23 protein-coding genes and 1 tRNA gene are annotated in these 18,482 nt (G+C 61.9%); 16 read left to right on the forward strand and 8 right to left on the reverse strand.

Translation table 11 applies throughout. The features are described 5' to 3' along the window. The first annotated feature begins 53 nt into the window (after nucleotides 1-53). Nucleotides 54-320, forward strand: coding sequence for a hypothetical protein (locus ACU5AZ_RS00975; protein WP_446824218.1), 267 nt, complete (start codon nucleotides 54-56; stop codon nucleotides 318-320). 45 nt (nucleotides 321-365) lie between these two features. On the opposite strand, the gene ACU5AZ_RS00980 is transcribed toward ACU5AZ_RS00975, so the two are convergent. Both ACU5AZ_RS00980 and ACU5AZ_RS00985 read right to left on the reverse strand, forming a co-directional pair. Continuing rightward, the gene (locus ACU5AZ_RS00980; protein WP_446824219.1) at nucleotides 366-803 is read right to left on the reverse strand and encodes a DUF1489 family protein; all 438 of its coding nucleotides are present in this window, start codon (nucleotides 801-803) and stop codon (nucleotides 366-368) included. Nucleotides 804-870: 67 nt separating this feature from the next. Then, on the reverse strand, nucleotides 871-2,271 hold the full coding sequence (locus ACU5AZ_RS00985) for an L-serine ammonia-lyase (RefSeq protein WP_446824220.1): 1,401 nt from the start codon (nucleotides 2,269-2,271) through the stop codon (nucleotides 871-873). Between ACU5AZ_RS00985 and ACU5AZ_RS00990 the strand changes: the two genes are divergently transcribed. The 4 genes from ACU5AZ_RS00990 to ACU5AZ_RS01005 all read left to right on the forward strand — a co-directional run bounded on the left by ACU5AZ_RS00990 (nucleotide 2,270) and on the right by ACU5AZ_RS01005 (nucleotide 5,099). Beyond that, entirely contained in the window at nucleotides 2,270-2,635 is a 366-nt protein-coding gene (locus tag ACU5AZ_RS00990; protein ID WP_446824221.1) for a hypothetical protein, read from the forward strand. The genes ACU5AZ_RS00985 and ACU5AZ_RS00990 overlap by 2 nt on opposite strands. Nucleotides 2,636-2,868: 233 nt before the next feature. After that, nucleotides 2,869-3,624, forward strand: a complete 756-nt coding sequence (locus ACU5AZ_RS00995; protein ID WP_446824222.1) for a DUF599 domain-containing protein — start codon at nucleotides 2,869-2,871, stop codon at nucleotides 3,622-3,624. Between the two features lie 17 nt (nucleotides 3,625-3,641). Beyond that, a complete protein-coding gene (locus ACU5AZ_RS01000) occupies nucleotides 3,642-4,607 on the forward strand; it encodes a DUF1624 domain-containing protein (protein ID WP_446824223.1) in 966 nt (321 codons plus the stop codon). Nucleotides 4,608-4,625: 18 nt separating this feature from the next. Then, nucleotides 4,626-5,099, forward strand: coding sequence for a methyltransferase family protein (locus ACU5AZ_RS01005; protein WP_446824224.1), 474 nt, complete (start codon nucleotides 4,626-4,628; stop codon nucleotides 5,097-5,099). Nucleotides 5,100-5,147: 48 nt separating this feature from the next. Here the strand turns inward: ACU5AZ_RS01005 and ACU5AZ_RS01010 are convergent, their stop codons facing one another. Both ACU5AZ_RS01010 and mgtE read right to left on the reverse strand, forming a co-directional pair. Continuing rightward, nucleotides 5,148-5,534, reverse strand: coding sequence for a MerR family transcriptional regulator (locus ACU5AZ_RS01010; RefSeq protein WP_446824225.1), 387 nt, complete (start codon nucleotides 5,532-5,534; stop codon nucleotides 5,148-5,150). A gap of 73 nt (nucleotides 5,535-5,607) precedes the next feature. Further along, nucleotides 5,608-7,026 (reverse strand): magnesium transporter, encoded by a 1,419-nt coding sequence (mgtE, locus tag ACU5AZ_RS01015; protein ID WP_446824226.1) that lies wholly within the window; start codon nucleotides 7,024-7,026, stop codon nucleotides 5,608-5,610. Nucleotides 7,027-7,273: 247 nt separating this feature from the next. Between mgtE and ACU5AZ_RS01020 the strand changes: the two genes are divergently transcribed. Beyond that, a complete protein-coding gene (locus tag ACU5AZ_RS01020; RefSeq protein ID WP_446824227.1) occupies nucleotides 7,274-7,795 on the forward strand; it encodes a peptide deformylase in 522 nt (173 codons plus the stop codon). On the opposite strand, the gene lipB is transcribed toward ACU5AZ_RS01020, so the two are convergent. After that, on the reverse strand, nucleotides 7,779-8,501 hold the full coding sequence (lipB, locus tag ACU5AZ_RS01025; protein ID WP_446824228.1) for a lipoyl(octanoyl) transferase LipB: 723 nt from the start codon (nucleotides 8,499-8,501) through the stop codon (nucleotides 7,779-7,781). The two genes, ACU5AZ_RS01020 and lipB, sit on opposite strands and share 17 nt — an antisense overlap. 195 nt (nucleotides 8,502-8,696) lie before the next feature. Here lipB and ACU5AZ_RS01030 point away from each other — a divergent pair. Then, nucleotides 8,697-8,781: transfer RNA gene (locus tag ACU5AZ_RS01030), tRNA-Leu, on the forward strand. A 70-nt stretch (nucleotides 8,782-8,851) separates the two neighbouring features. On the opposite strand, the gene ACU5AZ_RS01035 is transcribed toward ACU5AZ_RS01030, so the two are convergent. After that, nucleotides 8,852-9,244 (reverse strand): helix-turn-helix domain-containing protein, encoded by a 393-nt coding sequence (locus ACU5AZ_RS01035; protein ID WP_446824229.1) that lies wholly within the window; start codon nucleotides 9,242-9,244, stop codon nucleotides 8,852-8,854. Nucleotides 9,245-9,550: 306 nt separating this feature from the next. Between ACU5AZ_RS01035 and ACU5AZ_RS01040 the strand changes: the two genes are divergently transcribed. The 9 genes from ACU5AZ_RS01040 to ACU5AZ_RS01080 all read left to right on the forward strand — a co-directional run bounded on the left by ACU5AZ_RS01040 (nucleotide 9,551) and on the right by ACU5AZ_RS01080 (nucleotide 17,232). Then, a complete protein-coding gene (locus tag ACU5AZ_RS01040; RefSeq protein ID WP_446824230.1) occupies nucleotides 9,551-10,498 on the forward strand; it encodes a DMT family transporter in 948 nt (315 codons plus the stop codon). A 74-nt stretch (nucleotides 10,499-10,572) separates the two neighbouring features. Next, on the forward strand, nucleotides 10,573-11,262 hold the full coding sequence (locus ACU5AZ_RS01045; protein WP_446824231.1) for a hypothetical protein: 690 nt from the start codon (nucleotides 10,573-10,575) through the stop codon (nucleotides 11,260-11,262). 125 nt (nucleotides 11,263-11,387) lie between these two features. Continuing rightward, entirely contained in the window at nucleotides 11,388-12,650 is a 1,263-nt protein-coding gene (locus ACU5AZ_RS01050) for a hypothetical protein (RefSeq protein WP_446824232.1), read from the forward strand. A 132-nt stretch (nucleotides 12,651-12,782) separates the two neighbouring features. Beyond that, complete coding sequence (locus tag ACU5AZ_RS01055) at nucleotides 12,783-13,910, forward strand: S-(hydroxymethyl)glutathione dehydrogenase/class III alcohol dehydrogenase (RefSeq protein WP_446824233.1); 1,128 nt, start codon at nucleotides 12,783-12,785, stop codon at nucleotides 13,908-13,910. Further along, the gene (locus ACU5AZ_RS01060; protein ID WP_446824234.1) at nucleotides 13,910-14,386 is read left to right on the forward strand and encodes a GNAT family N-acetyltransferase; all 477 of its coding nucleotides are present in this window, start codon (nucleotides 13,910-13,912) and stop codon (nucleotides 14,384-14,386) included. Before ACU5AZ_RS01055 ends, ACU5AZ_RS01060 begins: the two co-directional genes overlap by 1 nt. 18 nt (nucleotides 14,387-14,404) lie before the next feature. After that, complete coding sequence (locus tag ACU5AZ_RS01065) at nucleotides 14,405-14,869, forward strand: YaiI/YqxD family protein (RefSeq protein WP_446824235.1); 465 nt, start codon at nucleotides 14,405-14,407, stop codon at nucleotides 14,867-14,869. Nucleotides 14,870-14,872: 3 nt separating this feature from the next. Beyond that, nucleotides 14,873-15,529 carry a DUF1345 domain-containing protein gene (locus ACU5AZ_RS01070; RefSeq protein WP_446824236.1) on the forward strand — a complete coding sequence of 219 codons (657 nt, stop codon included), beginning with the start codon at nucleotides 14,873-14,875 and terminating at the stop codon, nucleotides 15,527-15,529. A gap of 20 nt (nucleotides 15,530-15,549) precedes the next feature. Continuing rightward, complete coding sequence (gene fghA, locus ACU5AZ_RS01075; protein WP_446824237.1) at nucleotides 15,550-16,383, forward strand: S-formylglutathione hydrolase; 834 nt, start codon at nucleotides 15,550-15,552, stop codon at nucleotides 16,381-16,383. 111 nt (nucleotides 16,384-16,494) lie between these two features. Then, entirely contained in the window at nucleotides 16,495-17,232 is a 738-nt protein-coding gene (locus ACU5AZ_RS01080; protein WP_446824238.1) for a hypothetical protein, read from the forward strand. A 17-nt stretch (nucleotides 17,233-17,249) separates the two neighbouring features. On the opposite strand, the gene queC is transcribed toward ACU5AZ_RS01080, so the two are convergent. Together queC and ACU5AZ_RS01090 are read right to left on the reverse strand one after the other, a co-directional pair. Further along, on the reverse strand, nucleotides 17,250-17,951 hold the full coding sequence (queC, locus tag ACU5AZ_RS01085; protein ID WP_446824239.1) for a 7-cyano-7-deazaguanine synthase QueC: 702 nt from the start codon (nucleotides 17,949-17,951) through the stop codon (nucleotides 17,250-17,252). Between the two features lie 39 nt (nucleotides 17,952-17,990). Continuing rightward, entirely contained in the window at nucleotides 17,991-18,446 is a 456-nt protein-coding gene (locus tag ACU5AZ_RS01090; protein ID WP_446824240.1) for a hypothetical protein, read from the reverse strand. Nucleotides 18,447-18,482 lie beyond the last annotated feature (36 nt).

The following is an 18,482-nucleotide window of genomic DNA, read 5'->3' on the forward strand; positions in this document are numbered from 1 at the left end:
GCATTCGCTTAGCGGATGCCTCCTCGGTCAAGTATTGAGTAGCGAGGTTTGTTATGGCTCTGAACGAAAACAGCGCGGGTGACGACATCATCCAGACGGACGAGCGGAAGGCGAAACGCCCCGGGCTTCACCCCCTTCACGAAGCGGCGATGCGGATTGCCGATCTCGGCTTTACCCGTCGGGACAAGACCAAGGAGCTTGTGTCGGCCCTTCTGAGCCACGGCGCGCGCGCCTGGCGCAGTTCCCAGCCGCCCGCCCACATGCATCTGCATCTGGCGAATTACAGCGGCCGCTGCCCGGTCTACCTGAAACTTCGTTGACTTAAGCCGGCGGGCGCCAAGCCCGTCGCTTCCCTCGCCCGGCCTTCAGAGCAGACCGAGTTCCGAGAGTTCACGTGCGAGATCTGCCGGCATGTCGGCATCGGCGCCGCCAATCCCTTTCAGGTCCGGCGGCGCATCCTCGGGGCGCAGATATCTCCAGCCCTGAAAGGCCCGCCGCGGCTGCGGCGCGGTTTCGATTACCTCCGGTCCCAGCATCAGACGGCATCGTCCAATTCCATCGACATCGGTGAAGGTTTCGATCCCGATGATCATCTGCCGGGCCAGCACCTGCCCCTTGATCACCCAATAGAGCGAACCGCCGTCGAGTATCTCGTCGGCCTTCTTCGGCACCATCCGGGTCGTGTGAACGCTATGCGGCTCCAGGCCGGCGGCAATCGCCGTCATGGCCCGGTCCGCGACCCATTCCTTCAGGTCATCGACGCTGTCGGCGCCGACGCAGAGTTTGATCATATGGAGGCTCATGTCCCCTTGAAACGCTCAAGCGCGGTAAAGGTCAAGCGCGGACATGTCGCAGCGACCGATGATGCCCTCAGCATTCCACAACATTGACCGCAAGACCGCCGGTGGAGGTCTCCTTGTACTTCTCGCTCATATCGTTGCCGGTCTGGCGCATGGTCTCGATGCAGGCGTCCAGCGGCACGAAGTGCTGACCGTCGCCCTTGACGGCGAGAGACGCGGCAGTGACCGCCTTGACCGCACCAAGGGCGTTGCGCTCGATGCACGGGACCTGCACGAGGCCGGCGACGGGATCACAGGTCATGCCGAGGTGATGCTCCAGTGCGATCTCGGCGGCATTCTCGATCTGCTCCGGCGAGCCGCCCATGACCGCCGCAAGCCCGGCGGCCGCCATCGCGGAGGCGGAGCCCACCTCGCCCTGACAGCCGACCTCGGCGCCGGAGATAGACGCATTGTGCTTTATGATGCCGCCGATCGCCGCCGCCGTCAGCAGGAAGTCGCGGATGCCTTGAGCATCGGCGTCTTCGTGAAAATGCTCGTAGTAGCGGATCGTCGCCGGCACGACGCCGGCTGCCCCATTCGTCGGCGAGGTCACCACGCGACCGCCGGCGGCATTCTCCTCGTTGACCGCCATGGCGTAGACGCTGAGCCAGTCATTGGCGAGAAGCGGGTTCAGGCGATTCGAGCGCCAATCGCTGACGAGCTTGTCGTGGATGCCCTTCGCACGGCGGCGGACCTTGAGCCCGCCGGGCATGATCCCCTCCTTCTGCAGGCCGCGTTCGATGCAGCTACGCATGGCGCCCCATATACGGTCGAGGCCGGCGTCGAGCTCCTCTGCGCTCATCACCGCCTCCTCGTTCGCACGCTTCATCTGGGCGATCGTCAGGCCGGAGGCGTGGGCCATGTCGAGCATCTGCTTGGCGCTGGCGAAGGGATAGGGAATTTTCACGTCGCTCTTCGGCGTCTTCTGCCGGCGCATGGCGTCGAGCTCCGTGTCGGTCACGACAAAGCCGCCGCCGATCGAATAATAGATGCGCTTCAGGATCAGTCGGCCATCCTGGTCGAGACCGCTGATGGTCATGCCGTTGGCGTGGCCGGCAAGCGGCTGCTTGCGATCGAAGACGAGATCGGTATCGGGCTGGAACTGGTAGCTCGGATGCCCGGGCGGCGAGATGTGGCCGCTCCTTTGCACCGCCTCGACCAGTTCGTCCATCTTTTCCGGATCGACCGTATCGGGGCGCTCGCCGACAAGGCCGAGGATCACGGCGCGGTCGGTGGCATGGCCAACGCCGGTATAGGCGAGCGAACCATGCAGGCTCACCCGAATGGCCGAGACATGCGCGCCGGCGGGTCGCGGCCATTCATCCGACAGGATCAGGTCCAGAAAGCGGTTGGCCGCCGACATCGGCCCCATCGTGTGCGAACTGGACGGACCGATCCCGATCTTGAAGACGTCGAATACGGAAAGAAACATGCGTGGCCTGCCGGGTTTGGGACTATCTGACGCGAGCTTACGCGAACATCAGCTGAAAGCGACAGCAATCGCACGCCATTCCATGGCACAGCTACGACATGAAATGACCGGGGACCCAGGGCTGGATGCAAAAACAGCGTGGCTTGGGTCGGCCACGCTGTCTTTAAAACTTTCTTGTCTCGGGATCGGCTCAGATGCTGCCGAAGAGATAAGCTATCGCGAGAATTCCGACAAAGCCCATCACTGCGCGAATAGTGACGCCCCAGCAAGACTTCCGAATGGTGTCTTCCATAATGACTCCAGATTGTTCCGCATCTTCCGCGACAGGCGCTGTTGCCCGTCTGCTATGGCGATCATTTATTAAATTCCGTTAAGCTTCGCAATCGCAAAAAATGGCGAATCCAAGGCGATTTGCGCAAGCCTGTCATGCAACTGTCGCATAACTCATTGAGTTCAATCAGATTTGAAGCGTCCCGATTCGGCACAAGAGCATTTTTCACTGGTCACAATTTGTGCCAACCTCCTAACGCCGCTTAACCATAAGCGGGCCTCATCCGGCCGCGCGACCGACGGCAGAGAATCAGCTAGACAAGGGACATGACGCCAGCCGACTATTTTTCCCTGCTGCTCTTTCTGGGCCTTTGGGTGTTCTTCTCCCTGGCCACCAGCGGAACGCGGCTGATCAAGCGCAAGAGCCTCAGCCAGGCGGTCGCCGATCATCGCCGCCGCTGGATCCTGCATTCACTCAAGCGCGACCTGAAGATGATCGACACGCAGATCATGGCGGGCCTGCAGAACGGCACGGCGTTTTTCGCCTCGACCTCGATCTTCGCCATGGGCGGCTGCTTCGCCCTGCTCGGCGCCACGGACCAGGCCGACGCGATCTTCCGCGACCTGCCCTATTTCTTCCATGGCGGCCGGCCGATCTTCGAACTGAAGGCCGGTGGGCTGGCGGTCATTTTCGGCTATGCCTTCTTCAAGTTCGGCTGGGCCTACCGGCTCTTCAACTACTGCACCATCCTGTTCGGCGGCCTGCCGATGTCGAAGGAGGCGGAAGCCGATCCGGAGGCGGCCGCACTCGCGGCCGACAAGGTGGCCCGGATCAACATCCTTGCAGGCCGGCACTTCAACGCCGGACTTCGCGCCATCTTCCTGTCGATCGGCTATCTCGGCTGGTTCATCCACCCATACGTCTTCATCGCGACGACGCTGTTCGTGATGGCGATCCTCACCCGCCGGCAATATTTCTCGCATGCGCGGGCGATCCTGATCGAGGAGATCCCGCCATCAAAAGGCCATGCTCTCCCCCTTGATAGGCCGCGCTCCGATGAGGAGCGGAACCAGCTGATCTGAACGGAAAGAAAAGCACCATGGCGACTGCCCTGGACGGCGCTCCCACGACCACTCCCACCAGGGGGCGCTTCGGCAGCCTCGACATGCTGCGCGGCATCGCGCTCCTGGCAATGGCGAGCTATCACTTCTCCTGGGATCTCGAATTCTTCGGCTATCTGGAACCGGGGACGGTCGCGCATGGGCTGTTCAAGGATTATGCACGGCTGATCGCTGGCACCTTCATCCTGCTGGCCGGGATCGGGCTGGTGCTCGCCCACCGCAACGGCATCCGCTGGCCGGGCTTCTGGCGGCGCTTCGCGATGATCGTGGCGGCCGCCGCCGTCATCTCGATCGCCACATATTTCATCTTTCCTGACGCGTGGATCTTCTTCGGCATCCTGCATTCGATCGCCGCCATGAGCCTGATCGGGCTTCTGTTCCTGAGGGTGCCGTCGGTCGTGCTTTTCCTTCTGGCGGCGGCCTCGCTCGCCGCGCCCTATTATCTGAAGACGCCGGCACTCGATGCCTGGTATTTCTGGTGGACCGGCTTGCAGACCGTGGTCCCGCATTCCAACGACTATGTGCCGCTGTTCCCCTGGCTCGGGCCGTTCCTCGCGGGAATCGGCATCGGCAAGCTCATCGTTGCCTTCGGCGTCCCGGAACCTCTCAGCCGGCCGGCCGGGCCGCGAAACGTGCTGGCGTTCGCCGGCCGCCACAGCCTCAGCTTCTACCTGCTGCATCAGCCGGTGCTGATCGGCGTCGCCTATGTCCTGTCGTTGGTCGTTCCGCCGGCGGCCGCAGATCCGGTCGTCGGCTATGTGAAATCCTGCCAGGCGTCCTGCAGCGCCAACAACGACGCGAAGTTCTGCCAAACCTTCTGTGGCTGCACGGTGAACCGCATGCTCGAACAAAACCTGTTCACAGAGTTCACGACCGGCAAAATCGACGCCAAGGACCAAAGGATTGCCACAATCGCCAACGAATGCAGCCTGGTGCAAGAATAAGGGTTCACCTTCAGCATCATGAACGCATATCGTATCAAGCCGCTCCGCTTTCCGTGGGCTCCGGTCTACTATCTGGCCGCAGGCCTTACGGCCGCCGGCTGTGGCGCGTTCCTGCCGGTTTCCAGCCTCGAGCACGGGCACATGCTGGCCATGTCGGCCGGCCTTGTCCTGGCGCTTGTGGGTGTTGCTCTCGTCATCTGGGCGATCGGCGTCCTGCTCAGCCATCGCACGCCCGTGCTACCGATTGCCAGCGCCCGCCATCTGGTGACATGCGGTCCGTTCCGCATCAGCCGCAACCCGATCTACCTGGGTTACACGCTCGTGCTGGCCGCGCTGGCTCTCGCGACGGACAATGCGTGGTTCGCTGTCTTCGGCTTCGCCGCCGCGGTCGCGACCAACCTGGTGGCGGTCAAGGCCGAGGAAAAGCATCTGCTCGCCCGGTTCGGAATCGAATTCGAGCGGTACTGCCAGCGAACCCGCCGTTGGATCTGAACCCTTTTTGGGAAAGCCCCCGGCCCGTCGTGGAGCCGACGGATGGGCTCAGGTGCCCACGCCGATTTCTGCCAAGCGCGTCAGGCACGCTTCCTCGACGGCGTCGAGTTCGGCAAGCGTCTCCTCGATGTCCTTGCGCTTCTGGCGCAGGTCATCGCGCTTCTCGTCGACACGCTCCATCAGCAGTCGAAGCTGACCCGCCTCGCCCGGCGGTTCCTTGTAGACCTGGATGATCTGCCGGATTTCGGCGATGGTGAAGCCGATGCGTCGGCCGCGCAGGATTTCCTGAATGAGACGACGATCCGCCGCCCGGAACAGGCGGGTCCTGCCGCGTCGCTCGGGGTGAATGAGACCTTCGTCTTCATAGAAACGCAAGGTACGCGTCGAAACCCCGAATTCGCGCGTAAGCTCGGTTATGCTGTAGTACTTTTCCACTTTAGTCCGCCCTTCAAGTCAGACGGACATTTTATTGACTTTTACGTAATAGTCAATTTTTGCGGCGGTGACGCTATATGCCAAACCCGAACCACCAGCTCGCCAGTCCGAGGAAGGCGAAGAAACCGGTGACGTCGGTGACCGTGGTGACGAACACCGACGATGCGATGGCGGGATCGGCGCCGAGCTTGTCCAGAAGCAGCGGCAGCAGGATCCCGGCCATGGCGGCGGCCATCATGTTGATGATCATCGCCGCGGCGATCACCCCGCCCAACTGCGGATTGCCGAACCAGAAGCCGGCGGCCAAACCGATGAGGATGGCGAAGAGAATGCCGTTTGCCAGACCGACCCCGGCCTCTCTTCGGATGATGCGGCCGGCATTGTAGATATCGAGATCCCGGGTCGCAAGCGCCCGAACCGTGACGGTCATCGTCTGCGTGCCGGCATTGCCGCCCATGGAAGCGACGATCGGCATCAGCACGGCCAGCGCGATCATCTTCTCGATCGAGGCGTCGAACAGGCCGATGACGGAGGCCGACAGCATCGCCGTGCCCAGATTGATCAGCAGCCAGAGGAAGCGGGAGCGCACCGTGGAGGCGACATTGTCCGACAGCTCTTCGTCGCCGACGCCGCCCATGCGCTTGATGTCTTCTTCGGCTTCCTCGTGGATCATGTCGACGACGTCGTCGATGGTCAGGACGCCGACCAGACGACCGTTCTCGTCGGTGACGGCAGCCGAGAGCAAGTCGTACTGTTCGAAGAGTTGCGCGGCCTCTTCCTGGTCCATCTCGGCCGGAATCGGATGGTTGGTGTCGCGCATGATGTCGTCGACCTTGGTCTGCCGCTTGGCACGCAGAATACGGTCGAGATCGACGGCGCCGAGCAGCTTGAAGGTCGGATCGACGACGAAGATCTGGGTAAAGCTTTCCGGAAGGTCTTCGTCCTCGCGCATGTAGTCGATGGTCTGGCCGACGGTCCAGAACGGCGGCACGGCGACGAACTCCGTCTGCATCCGGCGGCCGGCCGAGCTCTCCGGATAATCGAGCGCGCGGCGCAGGCGGACCCGTTCTGTGAACGGCAGCTTGGAGAGAATCTCCTCCCGATCCTCGTCGTCGAGGTCTTCGAGAATGAAGACGGCGTCGTCCGAATCGAGTTCGGTGATGGCGGCCGCCACCTTGTCGTTCGGCAGCTGCTCGACGATCTCGAGGCGGATGGCTTCGTCGACCTCCGTCAGCGCGGTCATGTCGAACTCGTCGCCGAGCAGATGGACCAGCGCCAGACGCTGTTCGGACATCAGGGATTCGAGAAGATCGCCAAGTTCGGATTCGTGAAGTGACACGACATGCTGGCGAAGGTACAAAAGATCGCGGTCGGCAATGGCGGCGCCGACCATGGCGAGGAAGTCGGAGCGAATCGAGCCGTCCTCGTCATAGATGTCTTCCTGCTCGATATCGGCAGGGCGCTCGCGGATGTCTTCGTCGGTATCTGTCATATGCCGGCTGTCTCCGCAATTCCTACGCAGCCGCCTCGCCCGGTTTCCCTCAAGGCAATGGTGGCTGAAAACCCAATGTCAACAAGACGATAAAAAGACTGCGCAGCGTCCGCGCCAAGCCCCCTTTAACTTTGCTAACCCATTAGAATGGGAACGTCCACCTTTGTTGATGGTTCCCTTGCAAATTGCCTTGACCCGGCAAAGTCTGGCTCTAGAACGATCCCAATTCCGACCTGCAGGAGCCGTCATGGCCGTCAGACAGATCCTTGCCTTCCCCGACCCGTTGCTCGAACGCAAGGCCGAAACCGTCACTGAATTTGACGATAAGCTCAAGCAACTTGCGGACGATCTACTCGACACGATGCGGGCAGCGCCGGGCGTCGGAATCACGGCGCCGCATATTGGCGTCCTGCAGCGGCTGACGGTGATCGAACTCGAACGCAACGCATCGGCTATGGTCCTGGTCAATCCCGAGATCATCGACGCATCGGCCGAACAGTCGACCCACGACGAAGGCAGCGTCTCCATGCCGGGCGCCATCGCGCCGGTCACGCGCCCGAAGACGATTCGCGTGCGCTACCAGACGCTGGCCGGGGACGTTAAAGAGGAGGATGCCGACGGCTTCCTCGCGACCTGCATCCAGCACGAGGTCGATCAGCTGGACGGCATCTTCTGGCTGAGACGTCTGTCCAAGCTCAAGCGCGACCGGCTCGTCAAGAAATGGTCGAAGGACAGGGCCGGTGAAGGACTGATCAAACCTCGTCGGTGACCGTCGGTCCGAAAACGGTTTCGAAGGACTCGCGCAGCAGGATGTCGACGTCGTGCATGGCGACCGGCAGGCCGAGATCGACAAGGCTGGTGACACCGAATTCGCTGATGCCGCAGGGCACGATGCCGGTGAAGTGATCAAGGTCCGGATCGACGTTCAACGAGAAACCGTGAAAGCTGACCCAGCGGCGCAGGCGGATGCCGAGTGCCGCCACCTTGTCCTCGGCCACCGCACCGTTCGGCAGCAACGGCTTTTCCGGACGGCGTACCCAGACGCCGACCCTGTCCTCGCGTCGCTCGCCACGAATGTTCATCAGATCGAGAGCACCGATGACGACGTCCTCCAGCGCGGCGACGAAGGCGCGGACGTCCTGCTTGCGCTTCTTCAGGTCGAGCATGACATAGCCGACGCGCTGGCCTGGGCCGTGATAAGTGTATTCCCCGCCGCGTCCGGTGGCATAAACCGGGAACCGGCCGGGCATCACGAGGTCCTTCTCGTCGGCGCTGGTGCCGGCGGTATAGAGTGGCGGATGCTCCAGCAGCCAGACGAGTTCGGGCGACTCGCCGGCGGCGATCGCCGCCACCTCGCGTTCCATTGTTGCAAGCGCCTCGTCGTAATCGACGGGACTACGGGCAATTCGCCAGCGAACCGGCGGCGTGCCATCCACAGGCAACATCGATGTCCTGATTTCCGTCCGCTGCATCATTTCAAACCGTTTTGAACCAGATTGTTGGCGCTTTCTGGCAGAATTGGCACCGTCCAGCAAGTTCGCCATAAATAGGCATCACCGGGAAAAATCCCCAGCCCGGAGCGTGGGAAAAAAATCTGTCACACTGCTCTTGTGCACCCCCCATGCTTTTGCTACATGCACCGCGCCGACAGCAAATCGGCCTACCACGATGCGGTCGTGGCGGAATTGGTAGACGCGCAGCGTTGAGGTCGCTGTGGGGCAACCCGTGGAAGTTCGAGTCTTCTCGACCGCACCAAAAAAACCCGGCTTCAAGCCGGGTTTTTTGTTGTCTGCAAATGAGTTGCGAGACGGAAGACGCGACAGCCTCAGGCGTCCTGCCTGGCCGTCTCCAGCCGGGCGATATTGGCGGACAGGCCATCGATCAGCCGACCCATTTCACCGTACATGTCGGTCAGGCGTGACAGTTGCGCACGCATCAGTCCGATCGACGCGCCGGCGTCCGTTTCCGGACCTGCACCCTGCCCCGTCATCAACCACACCGGCGACACGCCGAGAATGCCGGCAAGATTGACGAGCCTTGACGGGCGCGGTTCGGCCCGGTCGCTTTCCCAAGCCTGCAGTGTCGCGAGCTTGACACCGAGCTGGTTGGCGACCGCCTTGATGTCCATGCCTGTCGCATCCCTCGCCGTAGACAGCCGGCCACCAAGCGTGTCGTCGCTGTCTCGGCCCATCGCGCCGGATTCTATTGCTGCTTCCACCCTGTTCTCTCCTTGTCTGGCGCCTGCCGCCCCTTGAGCGAGACGAAAGTACGCGCGGTTACGAGGCGCTCCGGCAAAACTGGCGCGGCGTCGAGCCACGCGGCCGGAACAATCTACGTCCCAAGCGGGCGGCGCTTGTCAGCAATATTCCGCCCCCTTCAGTTGTCGGGATGGCTCTTCATAAGGCCTTGGACCGAAAAGAGCCACCCCCGGAGGCTCTTTGGGGCGTGGCGACGGGTTCCGCTATTGATTCGCGCACTGCTTGATGATTGAGATTGCCGGCCATATCACCCGGTCGAATCTCACATGTCACACACCGCCACGCAGTCCAAGGAAAGCCCGCTTCAGGGCGTCATCCTGATGGGCGCAGCCATGTTCATCCTGCCCGTCATGGACGCCATCGCCAGACATATGGCGATCAGCGAAGGCATGGCGCCGGCGCAGGTGACCTTCTATCGCTTCCTGTTCCAGCTGGTGGCGATCATCCCCTTGTTCATGATTCCCGGCACGCGGCCGACGCTCCGCTCCGAGCGCCCGTGGCTGAACATCTTTCGTGGCGTGCTGCATGGCGGCGCGACGCTCTGCTTCTTTACCGCCGTCAAATACATGCCGTTCGCGGACGTGTTCGCGATCTATTTCGTCGAACCCTTCATCCTCACCGGTCTCTCCGCCATCTTCCTCAAGGAACAGGTCGGATGGCGACGCTGGACGGCGATCGGCATCGGCTTCATCGGCGCGCTCATCGTCATCCAGCCGAGTTTCGAGCAATTCGGTCTGATCTCGCTCCTACCTCTCGGCTGCGCGGCACTCTTTGCGTTCTACATGTTTCTCAACCGCGCTGCTGGCGTGAAGGATGCGCCGGTGACGATGCAGACCATGGCCGCGATCGGCGGCATGGCGATCATGAGCCTGGCACTTGGAACGGCGGGCGCCGCCGGCTTGCCGGATTTCGCGCCATCGCTGCCGAAATCGCTGTCCGGCCTGCTCCTGCTTCTCCTGCTCGGGGCAATCTCCGGCTATGGCCACATCCTCGTCGTGCGCGCATTCCGGCTGGCGCCGATGTCGCTGCTCGCCCCGCTGCAATATTTCGAGATCATTGCCGCAAGCCTGCTCGGCTATTTCCTGTTCGGGGAATTTCCGAGCGCCAGCAAGTGGCTGGGGATTGCCATCATCGTGGGATCCGGCCTGTTCATCATCTGGCGAGAACAGGTGCGCGCCAGCAAGGCGTCAAAAAACGCAGCAAGCCTTCATTAACCATCGGATTTTTCATTATCTCAACGAATGCCCACTAGGCTTTCCTCAGTTTCATGATGAAACCGGAGAAAACCATGAATGGATTTCGCCTCGCATTTCCGGCAAGTGCAATTGCCGGAAAGAACGAGCTGTCGGCCGCCGACGTGGCCATATTGCGCAAATACATCTTTCCAAATGGCGTCCTCTGCCATCAGGACGTCACAACCCTTCTGGTGCTGAACGGCTGTTGCCCGGTGAAGTGTCCGGAATGGGAGCACTATTTCGTCGAATCGCTTGCCCAGTTCGTCCTCCACTATTGCTATCCGCAGGGGTCGCTGGATGAGGTCAATGCGGACTGGATTGAAGCGACGCTCGCCACCGACGGGATCGTCAACTCCAGGCTCGAACTCGACGCCCTGCTGCATATCATGGATCTCTCGGTCGAAGTGCCGCCGAGCCTGTCGCGACTGGCGCTCGACCAGCTCCGCCATGCGCTGCGGGACAACATCGGTCCGCTTCGTTCGCCGGCGAGGTCAGAAACCGCGGGGCTCGACAGTGCCGACATGGCCTATGTCATCCGTGTGCTGCGCAACGATTTCGCCGGAGAGCACCTGCGTCTTGCGAGAGAACAAATCGGTGCGCTCCTGCGGATCGGAGACGTCGTTGCGAACCGCGACAATGTCGGCGATTGGGAGCAGTTGCTGCAGGCGATAAGCCTGCGCCGGGCCCCCCAGCCCGTCCGCTACCCTGCCCTGCGGCTTGCCACGAGAATGCGGGAAGGCTGAGGCCGGCGCTCGTCCGGCGGCATCAGTGACGCGACGTCTAAAATTGCGCGCATGATGGCGGGGCTTTGTTAAATCGCGCGTGGCAGGCTGATCCCGGCTGGGAAAACCATGGGAAGAGGTCGAACATGAACTATGCGATAGCCGCGGTTTCCCTTCTGGTCCTCAATCTCGGGATTCTCTGGCTGCTAATGGCGGCGCCGATCGGGCTGCGCACGATCCGGGTTCGACGGCATTTCGAGACAGAACCGTCGCGGATCTGGGAAGCGTTGTATCCGCTCGGCAAGACGGCCGACTGGCACCCGTCGGTGCTTTCCAGCCATCCCCTGCCCGGAGAACCCGGCATCGTGGAGCGCAGCCTGTCGCACCTCGACCGCAAGGGCCGCCCGATCGTGCGCCGGCTCGCCGTCGAGAAGGTGCCCGGCGCGGAGTTTGCCTATGAGGCCAGGATCGTCGAGGACAGCGCCCTCGACGCCTCCTTCTGGCATGCCTATGTCGAGCGGACGGCGGTAACGTCGACGGGCAGCGGCTCTGACGTGACGATCGAGCATACGGATCACTATCGTGGCCTGGCATTCATGATCTTCCGCTATTTTGCGATGCGCCGCGAAGTCCGCGCCCTGGGGCAATGGCTCAAATCGGGCCGCAGCTCCACCTCCGGTCTGTTCGAGCATCCGCTGACGCAGGTCGGCATGGCCGTGCTGTCAACGCTGATCCTGTGGCCGTTCTTCGGCCTCAACCCGGCGGGGCTGATGCTCTCGACGATGCTGACCGTGGTGATCGTCATCCACGAACTCGGACACATGGCGGCCTATCGTGCCTTCGGCCACACATCGGCGCGCATGATCTTCATTCCCCTGCTTGGCGGCGTGGCGATCGGCGGCAGGCCATACGACACCCGCTTCGAGGTCGCGACATGCGCGTTGCTCGGCGCCGGCATGTCGGCCCTGCTGTTTCCCGTCCCTGTCCTCTTTCATCAGGCGGTGGAGGCCGGCTTTTTGCCGCAATCCCTCGATCATCCGGCGCTGATGTTCCTGCTCATCCTCGGCGCATTCAACCTGCTCAACCTGCTGCCGATGTCGCGTTTCGACGGCGGCCAGATCATCCGGCAGCTTTTCGATTCCAAGCGCATGCTGGTAACCGCAAGCTTCGGAATCGCCTGCGTCGTCCTGTGGATCGGCTACCGAATCGACCTGCCGCAAAATGCGCTGCTCGCCGCCATGGCGGTCTTCACGCTGGTCAGCCTGCTGGGCGCCTCGAACGTCAAGCCGCGCTTCGCGCTCGGCGAGATGCTGCCCGCGGAGCGGCTGATGGCGGGGTTCGGCCTGTATGCGGCGCTTTTCATCCACGGCTATGCCGTGATCTACGCCTGCGACCGCCTTTTCGGCTAGACGGAGCCCCGCATGCCATTCGACCGGCCGCGGCGCGAAAAGGCCCTTCGGCGTCGTCTTTGCCCTTGAGATTGCCGCGCTCCCCGTGGCAAAGTCCGCGTCAATCAACGCATCTACAAGGGAGAAACATCCATGGACGTTCGCGCCGCCGTCGCCACCCAGGCCGGCAAGCCTCTCGAGATCATGACCGTTCAGCTCGAAGGCCCGAAGGCCGGCGAGGTGCTGGTCGAGGTCAAGGCAACCGGCATCTGCCATACGGACGATTTCACGCTGTCCGGCGCCGATCCGGAAGGTCTCTTCCCGGCCATTCTCGGCCATGAAGGCGCCGGCATCGTCGTCGATGTCGGCCCGGGCGTCACCTCGGTGAAGAAGGGCGACCACGTCATCCCGCTCTATACGCCGGAATGCCGTTCCTGCCCGTCCTGCCTCTCGCGCAAGACCAATCTCTGCACCGCGATCCGCGCCACCCAGGGCCAGGGCCTGATGCCCGACGGCACCTCGCGCTTCTCGATCGGCAAGGACAAGATCCACCACTACATGGGCTGCTCGACCTTCGCCAATTACACGGTTCTGCCGGAAATCGCGGTCGCCAAGGTCAATCCCGACGCGCCCTTCGACAAGATCTGCTACATCGGCTGCGGCGTGACGACGGGCATCGGCGCCGTCATCAACACCGCCAAGGTGGAGATCGGCGCGACTGCCGTCGTCTTCGGCCTCGGCGGCATCGGCCTCAACGTCATCCAGGGCCTTAAGCTTGCCGGCGCCGACATGATCATCGGCGTCGACCTGAACAACGGCAAGAAGGAATGGGGCGAGAAGTTCGGCATGACGCACTTCGTCAATCCGAGCGAGATCGGCGAAGACATCGTGCCCTATATCGTCAATATGACGAAGCGCGGGGCCGACCAGATCGGCGGCGCGGATTACACCTTCGACTGCACCGGCAACACCAAGGTCATGCGCCAGGCGCTCGAATGCTCGCATCGCGGCTGGGGCAAGTCCGTCGTGATCGGCGTCGCCGGCGCCGGCCAGGAAATCTCGACCCGGCCGTTCCAGCTCGTCACCGGCCGCAGTTGGATGGGCACGGCCTTCGGAGGCGCGCGCGGCCGCACGGACGTACCGAAGATCGTTGACTGGTACATGGAAGGCAAGATCCAGATCGACCCGATGATCACCCACACCATGCCGCTTGAGGACATCAACAAGGGCTTCGAGCTGATGCATTCGGGCGAATCGATCCGCTCGGTCGTGCTCTACTAATGCCTGCAAAGGGCAGCTATCAGGTCGACGTGCGGAAGATGGAGGCATTTTCCGCACTCGATCTCTATGCCCTCTTGAAATTGCGGGTCGACGTCTTCGTCGTCGAGCAGGCTTGCCCCTACCCCGAACTCGACGGCAAGGACGCCGATGCGCTGCACTTGCGGTTGCTCGACGGCCAAGAACTGCTGGCCGCCGCCCGCCTGTTCATTCCGTCAACGGAAGACGCTTCGGCGCGTATCGGACGGGTCGTCGTCTCGCCCGACCATCGCGGCCGGCGTCTCGGCGAATCGGTGATGCGCGAAGCGATCGCCATATGCGAAGAACGGGCTGCGGGCAGAGCCATCGCGCTTTCCGCCCAGAGCCATCTGGCCAAATTCTACGCCTCACTTGGCTTTGCGCCGGTCTCGGAAGAATATCTGGAAGACAATATCCCGCATATCGACATGCTGCGGCCCGCTGCCGTCGCTGTCGCCTGACAGAATGGCCGCCTCGCAATGATTTATGTCGACGCCGATGCCTGTCCCGTCAAACCGGAAATCCTCAAGGTTGCCGAGCGCCATCACCTGCCGGTGACACTGGTCGCCAATTCCGGCCTACGGCCCTCGCGTGACCCCATGGTGAGGATCGTCATCGTCTCGGCCGCCTTCGATGCGGCCGACAACTGGATCGCCGAGCGCGCCGGCGCCGGCGACATCGTGATCACCGCCGACGTTCCGCTTGCAGTGCGTTGCGTCGAGGCCGGCGCGATGGTGACCGGACCGACGGGCCGGATCTTCGACAGCACCAATATCGGCATGGCGAGCGCCATGCGCGACCTCTCCCAGCATCTGCGGGAGACGGGCGAAAGCAAGGGCTACAACGCCGCATTCTCGCAGCGCGACCGTTCCAACTTCCTGCAGGTCCTCGACCAGCTCTGCCGTCGAGCGGTCAGCGCCGCTTCAAACGAAGATCAGGGCTGACCCATGGCGAACGCACTCTCGAGTTTCGTTCACACACGCCATGGACCATTCATCATCGGCGTCGCCGCTAGCGCTGTCGCCGCCATTCCATCCATCCTCGTCACGCCAGCCATAGCTGTTCAGTTGATCACGATCGCCTTCTTCGTGGCCTATCTCGCCAGCATGGCGGCAAAGATTCCTCAACTGACCGCGGCGCAGTTGAAAAAGCACGCGGCCAATTCGGACGAACCCACCTGGCTCATCGTCTTCATCGCCCTAGTGGCGGTAGTGGTCTGTGTCGTGTCGCTGTTTACACTGACGATCGACAAGGGATCCACCGGGACACTCGTTCTTGCCCTCGCCTCCGTCATTCTCGGCTGGATGACGATCCATACCATGACCGCCATGCACTATGCCCACCGCTACTGGCAGCCTCACCCGACAGGCAAAGGCGGCGATCGCGGCATTGCTGGCGGGCTGGATTTCCCGGGCAACAACGAGCCGAACGGACTCGACTTCCTCTATTTCTCATTTGTCATCGGCATGACCGCGCAGACATCGGATGTCGGTATCACCACGTCGCGCATGCGCGGCATGAACCTTCTCCACGCGGTCATTTCGTTCTTCTTCAACACCATTCTCATCGCCGCCGCGGTCAATGTCGCGGTATCGATCGCCTGAAAAATCACCGGAGTTTCCCCATGAAGACCATTTCCGAAAACCTGTCCTTCGGCGGCAAGCAGGGCGTCTATTCGCACGCATCCGAAGCCTGCGGCGGCGACATGACCTTCGCCGTCTTCGTTCCGCCACAGGCCAAGGACGGCCCTCGTCCCGTGCTCTGGTATCTCTCGGGTCTCACCTGCACGCATGCGAACGTCATGGAGAAGGGCGAATACCGCCGGCTCGCCGCCAAGCTGGGACTGATCATCGTCTGCCCGGATACGAGCCCGCGCGGTGACGACGTCGCCGACGAGGCGGACAACTGGCAGATGGGCAAAGGCGCAGGCTTCTATCTCGATGCAACCGAAGAGCCGTGGTCAAGGCACTACCGGATGTACAGCTACATCACTGAGGAACTGCCGGCCCTGATCGCCGAAAACTTCCCGGCCGATATGAGCCGCCAGGGGATATTCGGACACTCGATGGGCGGCCACGGTGCGATGACCATCGCGCTGAAAAATCCCGACCGCTTCAAGTCGTGCTCGGCCTTCGCCCCAATCGTCAATCCCATGACATCCTTCTGGTCGGAGCCGGGTCTTGAGAAATATCTGGGGTCCGACCGCTCCGCCTGGCGCCAGTATGACGCCTGCGCGCTGGTCGAGGACGGCGCCCGCTTTCCCGAGTTCCTCATCGACCAGGGCAAGGCAGACGGTTTTCTCGAGAACGGGCTGAAGCCATGGCTGTTCGAAGAGGCGACCAAGGGCACGGATATCAGGCTCACGCTCAACATGCGCGAGGGCTACGACCATTCCTACTACTTCATCTCGACCTTCATGGACGACCACCTCAGGTGGCACGCCGAGCGGCTCAAGTGATCGCCAAGCGGCATTGATTACCCAAGATAGTAATTTTAGTCTTCTCGGATATCTCCTGTTCATTTTTCTATGCAAGGTTGCATGGAATTTTGATTAGGGTTGGGGATATGCATGTCTTTGTTTTCAGGAAATAGGCTGGGCCGCGCTTGGTTCATTGCCTTTTTCGTATTGCTGGCAGCTTTTGATTTTGCCAAGGCACCGGTCGAGAAGTTCATGGTGCAGTTGCAGGATCAAGAGTCTGCTGCACTGATGGCGCCCACCCCGCTTTCTCCCGAGCAGGCTGAGCACTGGAAGGCTGTCGAGACTTCGAAGCGTTTTTCGAATGGGCGTCAGCCTAAAGATATGCCTCTGATGTTGCGGGCACAGGAGGACTTTGTGCGCTCCGACGGAAAGATGAGCGAGGCCGAGTTCAAGGCGAGACTCATGGAAGACGTCGCCACGATGAACACGAACTCCCCTGCTCCACCTCCCGGTTTGGCGGGCCATGTCATAAACCGGAGCATCTACGAAGCGATTTACTTCTGGGCAGTGATCGCAATGACCGGGGTAACCGTCGTAGGTCTGCTTTACATGGTGACGGGTCGTGTTCGCGATATTGGCTGGACACAGATCGTGTCCGTGTTCGTTCTTGCGCTGTTCTTCGCACCCCGACATTTCGCGCCCGTATTGCCCACCTTGGTCCTGCAGGCGACCAGCGTCGCATTCTATCTGTCAATGATAGCGCTAGCGGTCATTCCCACCGGCGGCAATTTCGACTTCCTCGGCGGAAAGCCACAGACCGCGCCTGTGAGGCAGCCTTCAATTCCTCGGAAGCCCGGCCAGTTCGGCAGAAGAGGTACGACCGACTAGCTCTTCGGCAAGACGGCTCAGCAGGCCTCGGCCCGGTAGCGTTCCCAGCCGGTGCGGCGCAACTCGCAGGCGGGGCATGCGCCGCAGCCGTAGCCCCAGGCGTGCAGGGCCGTGCGATCGCCCCTGTAGCAGGTGTGCGTTTCGCGGCGGACGAGATCGACCAGCGTTTCGCCGCCGAGCTCCGCCGCCAGCTTCCAGGTCTCGGCCTTGTCGATCCACATCAGCGGCGTATGGACGACGAAGCGGCTGTCGAGGCCGAGCGTCAGGGTGACCTGCAGGCTCTTCAACGTATCGTCGCGGCAATCCGGATAGCCGGAATAATCCGTCTCGCACATGCCGCCGACGAGATGGCGGGCCTTGCGGCGATAGCCGAGGGCGGCGGCGGCTGTGAAGAACAGGAGATTGCGGCCCGGAACGAAGGTGTTCGGCAGGCCGGCTTCGGTCATCTCGATTTCCATGTCGCGGGTGAGCGCGGTCTCAGAGATCGCGCCGAGCAGCCCCATGTCGATCATGTGGTCTTCGCCGAGCTTCTCCGACCAGTGCGGAAAGGCGTCGCGCAGTTCGGCGAGAAAGGTCTTGCGCACATCAAGTTCGACCGAATGCGACTGGCGATAGTCGAAGCCGACGGTTTCGACCGCATCGAAATTTTCCAGCGCCCAGGCGAGGCAGGTAGCCGAATCCTGACCGCCCGAGAACAGAACCAGTGCTTTTCCCTGCATGCTAAATCCAGACTTTTGGAGGATCGCGGCTTGGCGCGATCAGGGGTGAGCGAGACCGAAGAGGTAGCGGACGCGACCGGCGATCTTCTCCGCCAGCGCCTGATCGGCGACATCCGAGTCGAGCGCCTGCGTCGACACCTCGAAACCGCCCTCGCCCGCTTGGACGCCGTTTTCGACATAGGTCGCCTTGACCAGGACCGAAGCGATGTTATCCGTCTTGTGGATCCCCATGTCCTTCTGGACCTTGAGGATATTGACGGTGATGACGACACGCGGGCGTACATCGTCATAACGGGTCGCGGCGATCGACTGCTGCAGCTGCTTGTTCACCCGGTCGACGATGACCAGCGGTACGTTGGCGGCACCGAGAACCGCGACCTGACGGACATTATATCCCTTGGAGCGCAGGTTGTTCTGGTCGGGCAGAAGCGTGCAGGCTGCCAGCGCCGCACAGACCGCCAAAACCGCGCCCATCATTCGCAAAATCTTCGTCATCCCAGCCATCAACCTGCCCCTGTCCAATCTGTCGCC

The sequence above is a fragment of the Rhizobium sp. PAMB 3182 genome (assembly GCF_052908355.1).

Excerpts from the sequence above, each read along its gene's own strand:
- ACU5AZ_RS00995 (WP_446824222.1), top strand. The coding sequence starts at position 2,869 with ATGACGCCAGCCGACTATTTTTCCCTGCTGCTCTTTCTGGGCCTTTGG.
- ACU5AZ_RS01040 (WP_446824230.1), top strand. The coding sequence starts at position 9,551 with ATGTCACACACCGCCACGCAGTCCAAGGAAAGCCCGCTTCAGGGCGTC.
- ACU5AZ_RS01060 (WP_446824234.1), top strand. The coding sequence starts at position 13,910 with ATGCCTGCAAAGGGCAGCTATCAGGTCGACGTGCGGAAGATGGAGGCA.
- mgtE (WP_446824226.1), bottom strand. The coding sequence starts at position 7,026 with ATGACAGATACCGACGAAGACATCCGCGAGCGCCCTGCCGATATCGAG.
- ACU5AZ_RS00975 (WP_446824218.1), top strand. The coding sequence starts at position 54 with ATGGCTCTGAACGAAAACAGCGCGGGTGACGACATCATCCAGACGGAC.
- queC (WP_446824239.1), bottom strand. The coding sequence starts at position 17,951 with ATGCAGGGAAAAGCACTGGTTCTGTTCTCGGGCGGTCAGGATTCGGCT.
- ACU5AZ_RS00985 (WP_446824220.1), bottom strand. The coding sequence starts at position 2,271 with ATGTTTCTTTCCGTATTCGACGTCTTCAAGATCGGGATCGGTCCGTCC.
- lipB (WP_446824228.1), bottom strand. The coding sequence starts at position 8,501 with ATGATGCAGCGGACGGAAATCAGGACATCGATGTTGCCTGTGGATGGC.
- ACU5AZ_RS01080 (WP_446824238.1), top strand. The coding sequence starts at position 16,495 with ATGTCTTTGTTTTCAGGAAATAGGCTGGGCCGCGCTTGGTTCATTGCC.
- ACU5AZ_RS01000 (WP_446824223.1), top strand. The coding sequence starts at position 3,642 with ATGGCGACTGCCCTGGACGGCGCTCCCACGACCACTCCCACCAGGGGG.
- ACU5AZ_RS01020 (WP_446824227.1), top strand. The coding sequence starts at position 7,274 with ATGGCCGTCAGACAGATCCTTGCCTTCCCCGACCCGTTGCTCGAACGC.
- ACU5AZ_RS01070 (WP_446824236.1), top strand. The coding sequence starts at position 14,873 with ATGGCGAACGCACTCTCGAGTTTCGTTCACACACGCCATGGACCATTC.
- ACU5AZ_RS01045 (WP_446824231.1), top strand. The coding sequence starts at position 10,573 with ATGAATGGATTTCGCCTCGCATTTCCGGCAAGTGCAATTGCCGGAAAG.
- fghA (WP_446824237.1), top strand. The coding sequence starts at position 15,550 with ATGAAGACCATTTCCGAAAACCTGTCCTTCGGCGGCAAGCAGGGCGTC.
- ACU5AZ_RS01055 (WP_446824233.1), top strand. The coding sequence starts at position 12,783 with ATGGACGTTCGCGCCGCCGTCGCCACCCAGGCCGGCAAGCCTCTCGAG.
- ACU5AZ_RS01005 (WP_446824224.1), top strand. The coding sequence starts at position 4,626 with ATGAACGCATATCGTATCAAGCCGCTCCGCTTTCCGTGGGCTCCGGTC.
- ACU5AZ_RS01050 (WP_446824232.1), top strand. The coding sequence starts at position 11,388 with ATGAACTATGCGATAGCCGCGGTTTCCCTTCTGGTCCTCAATCTCGGG.
- ACU5AZ_RS00990 (WP_446824221.1), top strand. The coding sequence starts at position 2,270 with ATGCGTGGCCTGCCGGGTTTGGGACTATCTGACGCGAGCTTACGCGAA.
- ACU5AZ_RS00980 (WP_446824219.1), bottom strand. The coding sequence starts at position 803 with ATGAGCCTCCATATGATCAAACTCTGCGTCGGCGCCGACAGCGTCGAT.
- ACU5AZ_RS01090 (WP_446824240.1), bottom strand. The coding sequence starts at position 18,446 with ATGACGAAGATTTTGCGAATGATGGGCGCGGTTTTGGCGGTCTGTGCG.
- ACU5AZ_RS01065 (WP_446824235.1), top strand. The coding sequence starts at position 14,405 with ATGATTTATGTCGACGCCGATGCCTGTCCCGTCAAACCGGAAATCCTC.